Below are 14,479 nucleotides of genomic sequence, written 5' to 3' on the forward strand. Positions count from 1 at the left end.
AAAAGGAATCGATATGCGGGTTTCACATTTAAATTTTAACCATCTTTACTACTTTTGGCATGTATGTAAAGAAGGCTCTGTCGTTGGGGCAGCAGAAGCACTTTACCTGACTCCTCAGACTATCACGGGGCAAATAAAGGCGCTAGAAGAACGCTTAGGTGGTAAATTATTTAAGCGGCAAGGCCGTGGTCTGGTACCTTCGGAACTTGGGCAACTTATTTTTCGCTATGCAGACAAAATGTTTATGCTTAGCCAAGAAATGCTAGATATCGTAAATTATAGTCGAGAATCCAACTTGTTATTTGATGTTGGTGTCGCTGATACATTGTCTAAGCAGTTAGTAAGCCGAATACTAGAAACGACAGTTGTCGAACATGAGCAAATTCATTTGCGCTGCTTTGAATCAACCCATGAACTGTTACTAGAGCAATTAAGCCAACATAAATTGGATATGATTTTATCGGACTGCCCTGTTGATTCGTCTCAGCAAGAGGGGTTATTTTCTGTCAAATTGGGTGAATGCAACATGAGCTTTTTTTGCCGTCAGCCAATACCGAAAAAACCATTTCCTGAATGCTTAGAAGAACGCCGTTTACTCATTCCTGGAAGACGTTATCTATTAGGTCGGCATATCTTAGCTTGGATACGCAATAAAAACTTACAAGTAGAAGTCTTAGGTGAGTTCGATGATGCTGCGTTAATGAAAGCATTTGGGATGCATTATAATGCGATTTTTGTTGCACCTTCACAGTATACACCTGACCTGTTAGGTGGAGAGGATATTGTGGAATTGGGTCGATTAGAAAATGTAAAAGAAGAATATTACGTTATTTTTGCAGAAAGAATGATCCAGCATCCAGCTGTGCAGCGAGTTTGTAATAAAGATTTTTCAGAGTTATTTTCTGTACCATTTAATAGGCTTGAGCAATAAATTGAATAAATAAAAAAACCGGCCAAGGCCGGTTTTTTTAGCTAATCAAGAAGCAAAATTACATTGCTTTGATTTGAGCAACTAAGTTAGCTTTATGACGTGCTGCTTTATTTTTGTGGATCAGGCCTTTAGCGGCGTGACGATCAACAATAGGTTGCATGTCATTGAATGCTTTCTGAGCAGCTTCTTTATCGCCAGCAGCGATAGCAAGGTAAACTTTCTTGATAAAAGTACGTACCATAGAGCGACGGCTAGCGTTGTGCTGGCGACGTTTCTCTGACTGAACGGCACGTTTCTTAGCTGATTTGATATTAGCCAAGGTCCAACTCCCAAATGTATTCTATTGAGGACAATTCAAAGGTCGAGGAATATGCCCTTTCGCCCTGCATTTGTCAATGGATTTGTGCAAATAAACATCGTGTACTTCGATGTTCATGCGCTGTGAATGGTGCAAGATTCTATCAGCAAATATGAGAAGAATACAGATCTTAGCGTGAAAAAATGCGTAATTGATGTCAGAAAATTAAAAACAATTACAATAGAAAAAAAATTTAGCTCATCAATCAGAGGGTAGTATGATATTTGCTCGTGAATTGATTGCTTATTAATCGTAAAATATGTTTAGCTATAGGCATTGACGAGAAAACGATAAAAATTGAATATTTTTAGAGACCTCGGAACAAATTTGTTGTATTGATAATCCATTGGTTATCCCAACTTTTTTTGATGCCTATGCCTAAGCGCCCATATTGAGTAGCATTATGGTTTGCTGTTCACGTAAAATGACAGCTAATTAGGTCGTATAGCGATCAAAAAAATAGGGTTTAATGAAACCTTTTGCGAACTAAGGTTAACCTTATGCGTCGTACAAGGTATAATCCTGCAATTTCCTCGGTATTGAGCCTGTTATGGAGCTAATTCGCGGTATACAGAATATCCGGGCGTGCCATCATGGTTGCGTGCTGACTATTGGTAATTTTGACGGTGTCCATCGTGGGCATCAGGTGTTGCTACAAAATTTGAAACTCAAGGGTAAGGAACTTGGCTTGCCCACGGTTGTGATGATTTTTGAGCCACAACCCCTTGAATTCTTTATTGGTGATAAAGCGCCTGCGCGTTTGACACGCTTAAGAGATAAAGTGAAATACCTCGCAGACAGCGGTATTGATTATCTTCTCTGTGTCGAATTTAACCAGCACTTTGCCTCTTTAACACCGACTGAGTTTGTCTCTGATTTACTTGTTGACAAGTTAGGGGTGAAATATCTCGCCATTGGTGATGATTTCCGATTTGGAAAAAATCGCATGGGGGATTTTGCGTTTTTGCAACAGGCAGGTGGAGAGTTCGGTTTCGAGGTAGCGGATACAGAAAGCTTTTGCGATTCAGGTCTTCGCATAAGTAGTACCGCTATTCGAAAGGCAATTCAAGATAATGACCTTGAGTTAGCAGAAAACTTGTTAGGGCATGCTTATCGTATTAGCGGACGAGTGGTTCATGGCAACCAACTTGGTAGAACAATAGGTTTTCCGACGGCAAACCTACCGTTAAAACGTTTAGTCACACCTGTCACGGGTGTGTATGCTGTAGAAGTTTACGGTTTAGGTGATAAGCCTTTGCCGGGTGTGGCGAATATCGGCACACGACCGACTGTATCTGGAAAAGGAACGCAGTTAGAAGTTCATCTGATTGATGCCACTATGGATTTATATGGGCGTCATATCGATGTAGTGTTACGTAAGAAATTGCGTGATGAGCAGCGGTTTGCTTCGTTGGAAGCGCTTAAGGAGCAAATTGCTAATGATGTAATTGCAGCAAGAGAATACCTCACTGCAATAGGAATCAGATAATTTAGCGGAAAATTGGAACTGAGAATCGATGAGTGACTATAAAAATACCCTGAATCTACCAGAAACAGGGTTCCCAATGCGTGGCGATCTCGCTAAACGCGAACCACAGATGTTAGAGCGCTGGTACAAAGAAGGTTTGTATCAGGCAATCCGTAAAGCAAAATCGGGCAAGAAAACGTTTATTCTGCACGATGGTCCTCCGTATGCTAACGGCAGTATTCATATTGGTCACTCAGTTAACAAAATTCTCAAAGATATTATTATTAAATCCAAAGGGTTAGCGGGTTATGATTCCCCGTATATTCCTGGTTGGGATTGCCATGGCTTACCGATTGAACACAAAGTTGAACAAATCGTGGGTAAACCAGGCGAAAAAGTTTCCGCCGCTGAATTTCGTGCACAATGCCGCCAATATGCTAAAGAGCAAATTGAAGGCCAAAAAGCTGACTTTATGCGCCTTGGTGTATTGGGTGAGTGGGATAAACCTTACTTAACCATGGACTTCAAAACGGAAGCCCACATCATCAGAGCATTAGCGAAAACCATTGCAAACGGCCATTTAGTGAAAGGTGCTAAGCCTGTTCATTGGTGTACCGCATGTGGTTCTTCACTGGCAGAAGCCGAAGTTGAGTATTATGACAAAACTTCACCATCTATCTACGTTCGCTTCCCAGCGGTAGATAGCAAAGCCGTGTGTGAAAAATTCGGTGTCACGAGTGATAAAACACCATCACTGGTTATTTGGACAACAACACCGTGGACATTACCTGCTAACCGCGCAATCTCATTGAACCCTGAATTCAAATACAACTTGGTACAAGCGAATGGCGAATTAGTCATTTTAGCGGCTGACCTTGTTGAAGATGTGATGAAAACTGTCGGCATCGACGCTTGGGAAGTTTTAGGTGAATGTGAAGGTTCTGCACTTGACTTATTACGCTTCGAACATCCATTTATGGGCTTTGATGTCCCTGCAATCTTAGGTGACCACGTTACATTAGATGCGGGTACTGGTGCTGTGCATACTGCACCAGGCCATGGTCCTGAAGACTATGTAGTCGGCCAAAAATACGGTTTGGAAACAGCCAACCCAGTTGGGCCAGATGGTTGTTTCTTACCAAATACCTATCCAACATTGGATGGCGTGTTCATTTTTAAAGCTAACGATTTGATTGTTGAGCTGTTAAATGAAAAAGGTGTGTTGCTGTATAAAAAAGCGATTACCCATAGCTACCCATGCTGCTGGCGCCATAAAACCCCAGTTATTTTCCGTGCGACACCACAATGGTTTATTGGCATGGACAAAAATGGCTTACGTGAACAATCTTTGAAAGAAATTGATATTGTTCAGTGGATCCCTGGTTGGGGGCGCGCACGCATTGAGTCAATGGTTGAAAACCGCCCTGACTGGTGTATTTCTCGCCAGCGTACTTGGGGGACTCCGATGTCTTTGTTTGTTCATAAAGATACCGAAGAGCTGCACCCGCGTACGTTAGAATTAATGGAAGAAGTCGCTAAACGCGTTGAAGTTGATGGTATTCAAGCATGGTGGGATCTTGACCCAGCTGAATTACTGGGTGATGAAGCCGAAACTTACCGCAAAGTACCAGATACACTGGACGTTTGGTTTGACTCTGGGTCTACGCACTTTGCTGTGGTTGATGCACGCCCTGAATTCCATGGCAATTCAGCTGATATGTACTTGGAAGGCTCTGACCAACACCGTGGCTGGTTTATGTCCTCATTGATGTTATCAACGGCAATGAAAGGCAAAGCACCATACCGTCAAGTATTAACGCACGGTTTCACTGTTGATGGTCAAGGCCGAAAAATGTCTAAATCATTAGGCAACACGGTGAGTCCACAAGACGTGATGAACAAGCTGGGTGCGGATATCCTGCGCTTATGGGTTGCTTCAACGGATTATACAGGTGAAATCGCCGTTTCTGATGAAATCTTAAAACGTGCTGCGGATTCATATCGTCGTATTCGTAACACCGCGCGCTTCTTGTTGGCGAACCTTAACGGTTTCAATCCAGAAACGGATATGGTGAAGCCAGAAGATATGGTGGTGTTAGACCGCTGGGCGGTTAGCCGTGCGCTTGAAGCACAACAAGAAATCGCTAAAGCGTATGATGAATATGACTTCTTATCTGTTATTCAGCGTTTAATGCATTTCTGTTCTATCGAAATGGGTTCATTCTATCTGGACATCATTAAAGACCGTCAGTACACAGCGAAAGGCGACAGCTTAGCGCGTCGTAGCTGCCAAACGGCTCTGTACCATATCGTTGAAGCGTTAGTGCGTTGGATTGCCCCTGTTCTTTCCTTCACTTCAGATGAAATCTGGAATGAGTTACCAGGTAAACGCGCTCAATTCGTTCTGACCGAAGAATGGTATAACGGCTTATTTGGCTTAGATGAGTCAAATGAAATGAATAACAGCTTCTGGTCTGAACTGCTGGCGGTTCGCGGTGAAGTGAATAAAGTGTTAGAGCAAGCGCGTACCGATAAGCACATTGGTGGCTCATTAGAAGCTGCGGTGACGTTATATGCAGATAAAGACTTAGCGAATAAACTGCAAAGTTTAGGTGATGAACTGCGTTTCGTTCTGCTGACTTCTCAAGCGACTGTCGCGGATATTGCAACGGCGCCTGCTGATGCGCAAGAGAGTGAGCTAAAAGGCCTTAAAATTGCCTTTAGCAAAGCAGAAGGCGAAAAATGCCCACGCTGTTGGCATTATGCGAGCGATATCGGCTCATCAAGCGAGCAACCAGAAATTTGTGGTCGCTGTGTGACTAACGTAGCCGGTGACGGCGAATTACGTAAGTTTGCTTAATGAAGACGCCTATTTGTTCTACTGGCTTGCGTTGGCTATGGCTGACCATCGTGATTATCGTGGCAGATCTAGGAATAAAGCAGTTAGTGCTAAAAGACCTAAATCTGTACGAACCACATGCTGTAATGCCTTTTTTCAACATTATGTACGCGCAAAATTTTGGTGCGGCATTTAGTTTCTTGGCTGATGAAGGTGGCTGGCAGCGTTGGTTCTTTGCGGGTATTGCGGTGGGGATCTCCATTATTTTAATGGTAATGATGTATCGCCAAAGCGCGCAAAAACGCTTATCCAATATTGCTTACGCATTAATTATTGGCGGGGCAATTGGCAATCTTAGTGATCGACTGGTTCATGGGTTTGTTGTTGATTACCTGGATGTTTATGTTGGTAATTGGCATTGGCCAACATTCAACCTAGCTGACATGGCAATTTGTATTGGTGCTGCTTTAGTTATTTTTGAAGGTTTTTTACCTGAAAAGCCAAAGCAGGAAAAAGCAAAATAAATTGGTAGTGCAATAGGTTACAATGAAATAACACACAGCCCAGATTTTCTGGGCTGAATTTTATGACAAAATAGGTTTGGTTTATGTCTACTCAAATACAGGCTCAGAGCGCAGTTTTACTGCATTTCACATTGAAACTGGAAGATGGCTCTACAGCAGATTCTTCACACGCACAAGGAAAGCCTGCGTTGTTTGTGTTAGGGAATGATTCATTATCACCTGAACTTGAGTCTGAACTCATGGGGCTTAATGAAGGTGAAAAGAAAAACTTTTCATTACCCGGTGATGCTGTTTTTGGTAAACATAACCCTGATTTAGTTCAGTATTTTTCATTGCGAGATTTTATGGATACTGGTATCCCTGAAATTGGGACTATCATGTTATTTACGGCAATGAATGGCAGCGAAATGCCGGGTGTAGTAAAATCAATTGAAGGTGAGTCTATCACTGTTGATTTTAATCACCCACTCGCTGAGCAACAAATTAGCTTTGAAATTGAAGTGCTTGAAGTAGACCCGCAATTGGAGAATCACAATGCAAATATTAATGGCTAACCCTCGTGGTTTTTGTGCTGGTGTTGACCGCGCAATTAGCATTGTAGAACGAGCATTAGAACTTTACGGCGCTCCTATTTATGTTCGTCATGAAGTGGTTCATAACCGTTATGTTGTTGATGATTTGCGTCAGCGTGGTGCTATTTTTATTGAAGAAATTTCTGAAGTGCCAGATGGCTCTATCTTAATTTTCTCAGCTCATGGTGTGTCACAAGCTATCCGTCAAGAAGCGCGTTCTCGTGATTTGACCATGCTATTTGATGCAACATGCCCGTTAGTCACTAAAGTACATATGGAAGTCGCTCGTGCAAGCCGTAAAGGGAAAGAAGCGATTTTGATTGGTCATGCGGGGCACCCAGAAGTCGAAGGGACAATGGGGCAATATAGTAATCCTGAAGGTGGCATGTACCTTGTTGAAAGCCCTGAAGATGTTTGGAAATTAAAAGTCAAAGACGAAAATAATTTATCGTTTATGACACAAACCACACTTTCTGTTGATGACACTTCAGAGGTCATTGATGCATTGACTGCGCGCTTCCCAAGTATTGTTGGGCCACGTAAAGACGATATTTGCTATGCAACAACCAACCGCCAAGAAGCTGCTAGAGAGCTGGCTGAGCGGGCTGATATCGTGCTAGTGGTTGGCTCGAAAAACTCATCAAACTCGAATCGTCTCGCTGAACTCGCATCAAGAATGCAAAAGCCTGCATTTTTGATTGATGGTGCAGAGGATATTAAAACCGAGTGGTTAACTGATAAAAACATTATTGGTCTAACTGCAGGGGCATCAGCACCCGATATTTTAGTTCGCCAAGTCATTGATAGATTAAAAGAACTTGGTGCTGATTCCGTTGTTGAGCTACAAGGCCGTGAAGAGAATATTGTTTTTGAAGTGCCAAAAGAATTACGCGTAGAAGTTAAAGAAATTAACTAATACATAGCGACATACTGTTCAAAGAGCCATTTTACATCATCAAAGTGGCTCTATCTTGTTTCTATTTACGATTTTCCTTCCCTATTTTTCTTATCATCAACACTTTTTCTGATAATTAGTCTGTGCTCTACGTTTTTGTTAATAACTGTCGATTAGTACTGGCAGAATCTCACCATGATGGTTAATCTGTAACGCAATAATGAGTTAAATTGCCAGCGAAAATACTGATATTCGCTTGGAACAACAGTTTAAATTTAGTCAGTTGCATCAATAATGAAAAAGGATGAACCATGGCAAATTCAGTGGTACGTGTTGCTATTGTCGGCTCAGGTGGTCGTATGGGGCGGCAGTTAATTCAAGCAGCACAACAACAAGATGGCATTCAATTAGGCGCTGCTATTGAGCGAGAAGGCTCCTCACTGATTGGCGCAGATGCAGGTGAGCTCGCTGGGGTTGGAAAGTTAGGAATTTATATTACGGACTCACTTGATAAAGTCGTTGACGATTTTGATGTTGTTATCGATTTTACGCGTCCTGAAGGCACGCTGCACTATTTAGCATTTTGTAAAGCAAACCAAAAAGGCATGGTTATCGGGACAACAGGCTTTGACGAACAAGGCAAACAAGCTATTGCTGATGCAGCAAAAGTTATCCCAATTGTTTTCGCAGCAAACTTTAGTGTTGGTGTCAATTTGGTGCTTAAATTACTCGAAAAAGCAGCCAAAGTGATGGGAACTTATACGGATATTGAAATCGTTGAAGCTCACCACCGCCATAAAGTTGATGCACCATCGGGCACGGCATTAGCAATGGGTGAATCTATCGCGGGTGCTTTAGGGAAGGACCTAAAAGACTGCGCTGTCTATACCCGTGAGGGTTATACTGGTGAGCGTGAAGCAGGCACTATCGGTTTTGCAACAATTCGTGCTGGTGATATTGTGGGTGAACACACTGCGATATTCGCTGATATCGGTGAACGTGTAGAGATCACGCATAAGGCGTCGAGCCGAATGACATTCGCAAATGGCGCAATTAAGGCAGCTTCTTGGGTTTTTGCTAAAAAATCTGGGTTATATGATATGAAAGACGTACTTTGTCTTGATGATCTTTAATTTTAAATTTTAAATTATCGTTATAAATCAATATAATAATAATTATTTATTGGTTTATAACGATTTTGTATATTATTCTATTTTAAATCATTATTTATAGTTAATTTCATCGATTTAATTGACTTTTACTCGGTTAATTTCCCTTTAATCTCGATTCAAGCTGCGTTATTATCAATTATGCAGTTATCTTGCTTAGCAACCGTTTACTTATTCATATTGGCTATCATTTTTAGTGATCATGTTGAGTAAACTAGAGGTGGTGGCTATAAAAGTAAGATAAAAGTGTAAAAAATGCATTTTTTTCTAGACAAGACCCTATCTCATCATTAGAATGCGCGCAATTTGCCAAAAATTTGCTTAAAAACTCATTTTGGCATTGATTTAGATCGCAAAATCTGAATTAATATGCAAAAAACGTGATTTATTATTCTCCGGAGGGTGTTTTGATTAAGTCAGCTATATTGGTTCTGGAAGACGGAACCCAATTCCACGGGCGTGCCATCGGTGCTGAAGGGGCCGCAGTTGGAGAAGTCGTTTTCAACACGTCAATGACCGGATATCAAGAAATAATTACAGACCCTTCCTATTCCCGCCAAATTGTTACTCTCACCTATCCCCATATTGGTAATGTCGGCACTAATGCTGATGACGAAGAATCCCCAAATATTCATGCACAAGGCTTAATCATTCGTGACTTACCATTGGTTTACAGTAACTTTCGTGGGCAAGAAGGGCTATCCGAGTATCTGAAACGTCACAACGTTGTGGCAATTGCGGATATCGATACACGTAAATTGACCCGTTTATTGAGAGAAAAAGGGGCGCAGAATGGGTGCATTATTGCGGGGGATAACCCTGACATGGCACTAGCACTAGAAAAAGCCCGTCATTTCTCCGGCCTTAATGGGTTAGATTTGGCAAAAGAAGTGTGTACCAAAGAAGCATATAGCTGGACTCAAGGCTCATGGACGTTAGAAGATGGCCAACAAGGTGCAAAATCGCCAGAAGAGCTGCCACTTCATGTTGTCGCATATGATTTCGGCGCAAAACGCAATATTCTGCGCATGTTGGTTGACCGTGGGTGTCGCTTAACAGTTGTCCCTGCGACAACACCAGCAGAAACTGTGTTAGCGATGAACCCAGATGGCATTTTCCTATCGAATGGCCCTGGCGACCCAGCCCCGTGTGATTATGCAATCAATGCGATTAAAACCTTCCTAACGACAGATATTCCGGTTTTTGGTATCTGCTTAGGGCACCAGTTATTGGCTTTAGCAAGTGGTGCAAACACGCTAAAAATGAAATTTGGTCATCACGGTGCAAACCATCCAGTTAAAGATTTAGACAACAATGTTGTTATGATCACGGCACAAAACCACGGTTTCGCGGTTGATGAGTCGACATTACCCGATACATTGCGTGTGACACACAAATCTCTGTTTGATGGAACCTTACAGGGTATTCATCGCACGGATAAACCTGCATTTAGCTTCCAAGGGCACCCAGAGGCAAGTTCTGGTCCGCATGATGCAGCAAATTTATTCGATCATTTCATTGATTTGATTAACGAATATCGTCAAACCTCACCAAGTCAAAACGCAAAATAATTGGGAGCAAATCATGGCAAAGCGTACAGACATAAAAAGCATTCTGATTTTAGGTGCGGGCCCAATTGTTATCGGTCAAGCGTGTGAGTTCGATTACTCAGGAGCTCAAGCCTGTAAAGCACTACGTGAAGAAGGCTATCGCGTCATTTTAGTTAACTCCAACCCTGCAACTATTATGACTGACCCAGAAATGGCCGACGCAACCTATATCGAGCCGATTCACTGGGAAGTAGTTCGTAAAATTATTGAAAAAGAACGCCCTGATGCGGTTTTACCAACAATGGGTGGGCAAACAGCACTAAACTGCGCGCTTGAACTGGAACGTAAGGGCGTTCTTGCTGAGTTTGGCGTTACCATGATTGGCGCAACAGCAGATGCCATTGATAAAGCAGAAGACCGTCAACGCTTTGATAAAGCGATGAAAAAGATTGGTTTAGGCACTGCGCGCTCAGGTATCGCCCATAATATGGAAGAAGCATACGCCGTTGCAGACGACGTGGGTTTTCCTTGTATCATTCGTCCGTCATTTACTATGGGTGGTACGGGTGGCGGTATCGCGTATAACCGTGAAGAGTTTGAAGAGATTTGTACGCGCGGCTTAGATTTATCACCAACCAACGAACTATTAATCGATGAGTCATTGATTGGGTGGAAAGAATACGAAATGGAAGTTGTCCGCGATAAAAATGACAACTGCATTATTGTCTGCTCAATTGAAAACTTTGATGCAATGGGGATCCACACAGGGGACTCCATTACTGTTGCGCCAGCGCAAACACTGACAGATAAAGAATACCAAATCATGCGTGATGCCTCGATGGCGGTTTTGCGTGAAATTGGTGTCGAGACAGGTGGTTCAAACGTTCAGTTTTCAGTTAACCCGAAAGATGGGCGCTTAATTGTTATCGAAATGAACCCACGGGTTTCCCGTTCGTCAGCACTGGCTTCTAAAGCGACAGGTTTCCCAATCGCGAAGATTGCGGCGAAGCTAGCAGTCGGTTATACCCTTGATGAACTAATGAATGACATTACTGGTGGGCGTACACCAGCCTCGTTCGAGCCTTCCATCGACTATGTTGTGACTAAAATCCCACGTTTTAACTTTGAGAAATTTGCAGGCACCAACGACCGTTTAACCACGCAGATGAAATCGGTGGGTGAAGTGATGGCGATTGGTCGCACTTTCCAAGAATCGATGCAAAAAGCGTTACGTGGCTTAGAAGTTGGCGCAACAGGTTTTGACCCAAAAGTTGAACAAGATGACCCTGAAGCACTTACTCGCATTCGCCGTGAATTAAAAGATGCGGGTGCAGAGCGAATTTGGTTTGTTGCCGATGCATTCCGCGCCGGTTTGTCCGTTGATGGAGTTTTCAACCTAACCAATATTGACCGCTGGTTCTTAGTACAAATCGAGGAATTGGTTCGTCTAGAGGAAGAAGTTGCAGAGTTAGGTATCAATGGCTTAACCAAAGATTTCTTACGCGTATTAAAACGCAAAGGATTTGCGGATGCACGTTTAGCGAGCTTAGTCGGTGTATCAGAGGCCGAATTACGTAAATTACGTCAAGGTTATGATTTACATCCAGTTTATAAGCGCGTTGATACCTGTGCCGCTGAGTTTGCAACAGACACCGCCTATATGTATTCAACTTATGAAGATGAGTGCGAATCGAATCCAAACCACGATAAACCAAAAGTGATGGTGCTAGGTGGTGGGCCGAACCGTATTGGTCAAGGGATTGAGTTTGACTACTGCTGTGTGCATGCGTCACTTGCATTACGTGAAGATGGCTATGAAACCATCATGGTTAACTGTAACCCTGAAACCGTTTCAACTGACTATGATACATCCGACCGTCTCTACTTCGAACCTGTTACTCTAGAAGATGTACTCGAAATCGTGCGTATTGAGCAGCCAAAAGGCGTGATTGTACAGTATGGTGGCCAAACACCACTGAAATTAGCTCGTGCGCTTGAGGCTGCTGGTGTTCCCGTGATTGGAACGAGTCCGGATGCGATTGACCGTGCAGAAGACCGTGAACGTTTCCAACAAGCGGTGAATCGTTTGAACCTAAAACAGCCGCAAAATGCGACGGTAACAGCGATTGAACAAGCCGTTGAAAAAGCAGCAAGTATTGGTTACCCACTGGTTGTTCGCCCATCCTATGTCCTCGGCGGCCGTGCGATGGAAATCGTAAATGATGAAATAGACCTGCGCCGTTATTTCCAAACTGCAGTCAGTGTTTCCAATGACGCCCCAGTACTACTTGACCGCTTTTTAGACGATGCTGTTGAGGTGGATGTCGACGCGATTTGTGATGGCGAAATGGTGCTGATTGGCGGAATTATGGAGCACATCGAGCAAGCGGGCGTTCACTCGGGTGACTCTGCATGTTCATTGCCAGCTTATACACTTAGCCAAGAAATTCAGGATGTCATGCGTGAACAAGTTCGCAGCTTAGCATTCGAGTTACGTGTACGCGGCTTAATGAACGTCCAATTCGCGGTTAAAAACAATGAAGTGTACCTGATTGAAGTGAACCCACGTGCGGCGCGAACTGTACCGTTTGTGTCAAAAGCAACGGGTGTGCCTTTAGCAAAAGTCGCTGCTCGAGTCATGGTTGGTCAAACATTGACTCAACAAGGTGTGACGAAAGAAGTCATTCCACCTTACTATTCAGTCAAAGAAGTGGTTCTGCCATTTAACAAGTTCCAAGGTGTTGACCCAATTCTTGGCCCTGAAATGCGTTCAACGGGCGAAGTCATGGGTGTTGGTCGTACATTTGCAGAAGCGTTTGCTAAGGCGATGTTAGGTAGCAGCTCAACCATGAAAAAATCGGGTCGTGCGCTGTTATCGGTACGTGAAGGTGACAAAACCCGCGTTGTGGATTTAGCGGCGAAATTGCTAAAACACGGTTTTGAGTTAGATGCCACGCATGGTACAGCGATTGTCCTTGGTGAAGCAGGGATTAACCCGCGCTTAGTTAACAAGGTGCACGAAGGTCGTCCACATATTCAGGATAGAATTAAAAATGGTGAATATGATTATATCGTGAATACAACTGCGGGGCGTCAGGCGATTGAAGACTCGAAGCTCATTCGTCGTAGCGCATTGCAGTATAAAGTTCACTATGACACGACATTAAACGGTGGTTTTGCAACCACAATGTCACTGAGTGCAGACCCAACTGAAAAAGTGATTTCAGTCCAAGAGATGCACGCGTTGATTAAGTAGTTAACGTGTATTGAATGAAGCCCCAGCGGTAACCTGCCGACTGGGGCTTTTTTTGTCATGTATTGCTTGAAAGGTCGTAGTGCGAGAAGTGCAAAACAGCCGTGAATAACTTGATGGGGAAATAATGGGAGTGACCGCAATATTGCGGCCATAAATATTAGTTTTCTTTATTACCGCTTAAAGCCTTGCGGTGTTTCCAATACATTACAATGGAACCAATCAACCCGCTGATTAATAAGATAACAGGAATGATCATTAACGCACTAATGACAATTTGCTCATGCTCTTTTACAAACGGAATTTGGTTCAAAGCATAGCCTAAAGAAACAATAATACCTACCCATAGAAGCCCACTTAACCAATTGAAAAATTGAAAGCGACGGTGGCTTAATTCGGATAACCCTGCCAGTAAAGGTAATAGAGTACGAACAAACGCTAAAAAACGGCCAATAAGCAGAGCGTATAAACCTTGCTTATTAAACATATTGTTTGCTTTTGTATGATATTCCTCAGGAATTTGGGCTAGCCAACGCTTGACCATTTTGGTTTCACTGAGCCATCTACCTTGCATAAAGCCTAACCAACAACCCAAACTCGCGGCTGTGGCAAGCAACAAAATGGTTGGAATAAAGTGTAAAACTCCTTTGGCGATTAATGCACCAGAAAGGATCAACAAGGTATCTCCAGGCAGAAAAGCAGCGGGAAGAACCCCATTTTCCAAAACGATAACAACAAAAAGTACGGTATAAATCACCCAAAGTACTTCGGGGTTGGAGAGTTTTAGGAAATCGTGATCCCAAAGTGCCAATACGATTTCGCGTAGGACTTCCATAATCATTCCTGTATTTGTCTAAATGCGAATTTCTTTATTTATATTACAGGAAAAAATAAGATTGAGTTTGATTTGTTTGGGGTAT

The 14,479-nt window shown here is 42.9% G+C and carries 11 protein-coding genes; 9 read left to right on the forward strand and 2 right to left on the reverse strand.

The features are described from left to right. The first annotated feature begins 13 nt into the window (after positions 1 to 13). Positions 14 to 931, forward strand: coding sequence for a transcriptional activator NhaR (gene nhaR, locus J6836_RS20635; protein ID WP_219245691.1), 918 nt, complete (start codon positions 14 to 16; stop codon positions 929 to 931). A 58-nt stretch (positions 932 to 989) separates the two neighbouring features. On the opposite strand, the gene rpsT is transcribed toward nhaR, so the two are convergent. Beyond that, positions 990 to 1,250, reverse strand: coding sequence for a 30S ribosomal protein S20 (gene rpsT, locus J6836_RS20640; protein ID WP_219245692.1), 261 nt, complete (start codon positions 1,248 to 1,250; stop codon positions 990 to 992). Positions 1,251 to 1,839: 589 nt separating this feature from the next. Between rpsT and ribF the strand changes: the two genes are divergently transcribed. The 8 genes from ribF to carB all read left to right on the forward strand — a co-directional run bounded on the left by ribF (position 1,840) and on the right by carB (position 13,562). Then, positions 1,840 to 2,778 carry a bifunctional riboflavin kinase/FAD synthetase gene (ribF, locus tag J6836_RS20645; protein WP_219245693.1) on the forward strand — a complete coding sequence of 313 codons (939 nt, stop codon included), beginning with the start codon at positions 1,840 to 1,842 and terminating at the stop codon, positions 2,776 to 2,778. A gap of 28 nt (positions 2,779 to 2,806) precedes the next feature. Beyond that, positions 2,807 to 5,617 (forward strand): isoleucine--tRNA ligase, encoded by a 2,811-nt coding sequence (gene ileS / locus J6836_RS20650; protein WP_219245694.1) that lies wholly within the window; start codon positions 2,807 to 2,809, stop codon positions 5,615 to 5,617. Beyond that, positions 5,617 to 6,120, forward strand: coding sequence for a signal peptidase II (gene lspA / locus J6836_RS20655; protein WP_219245695.1), 504 nt, complete (start codon positions 5,617 to 5,619; stop codon positions 6,118 to 6,120). Before ileS ends, lspA begins: the two co-directional genes overlap by 1 nt. An 83-nt stretch (positions 6,121 to 6,203) precedes the next feature. Beyond that, positions 6,204 to 6,674, forward strand: a complete 471-nt coding sequence (fkpB, locus tag J6836_RS20660; RefSeq protein WP_219245696.1) for an FKBP-type peptidyl-prolyl cis-trans isomerase — start codon at positions 6,204 to 6,206, stop codon at positions 6,672 to 6,674. After that, positions 6,655 to 7,608, forward strand: a complete 954-nt coding sequence (gene ispH / locus J6836_RS20665) for a 4-hydroxy-3-methylbut-2-enyl diphosphate reductase (protein ID WP_219245697.1) — start codon at positions 6,655 to 6,657, stop codon at positions 7,606 to 7,608. Before fkpB ends, ispH begins: the two co-directional genes overlap by 20 nt. Positions 7,609 to 7,898: 290 nt before the next feature. Then, positions 7,899 to 8,720 carry a 4-hydroxy-tetrahydrodipicolinate reductase gene (gene dapB, locus J6836_RS20670; RefSeq protein ID WP_219245698.1) on the forward strand — a complete coding sequence of 274 codons (822 nt, stop codon included), beginning with the start codon at positions 7,899 to 7,901 and terminating at the stop codon, positions 8,718 to 8,720. Between the two features lie 443 nt (positions 8,721 to 9,163). Continuing rightward, the gene (carA, locus tag J6836_RS20675; RefSeq protein WP_219245699.1) at positions 9,164 to 10,327 is read left to right on the forward strand and encodes a glutamine-hydrolyzing carbamoyl-phosphate synthase small subunit; all 1,164 of its coding nucleotides are present in this window, start codon (positions 9,164 to 9,166) and stop codon (positions 10,325 to 10,327) included. Between the two features lie 13 nt (positions 10,328 to 10,340). Beyond that, positions 10,341 to 13,562 (forward strand): carbamoyl-phosphate synthase large subunit, encoded by a 3,222-nt coding sequence (carB, locus tag J6836_RS20680; RefSeq protein ID WP_219245700.1) that lies wholly within the window; start codon positions 10,341 to 10,343, stop codon positions 13,560 to 13,562. A gap of 157 nt (positions 13,563 to 13,719) precedes the next feature. On the opposite strand, the gene J6836_RS20685 is transcribed toward carB, so the two are convergent. After that, entirely contained in the window at positions 13,720 to 14,394 is a 675-nt protein-coding gene (locus J6836_RS20685; RefSeq protein WP_219245701.1) for a DedA family protein, read from the reverse strand. Positions 14,395 to 14,479: the final 85 nt, after the last annotated feature.

The sequence above is a fragment of the Providencia sp. R33 genome (assembly GCF_019343475.1).
Classification (GTDB): Bacteria; Pseudomonadota; Gammaproteobacteria; order Enterobacterales; family Enterobacteriaceae; genus Providencia.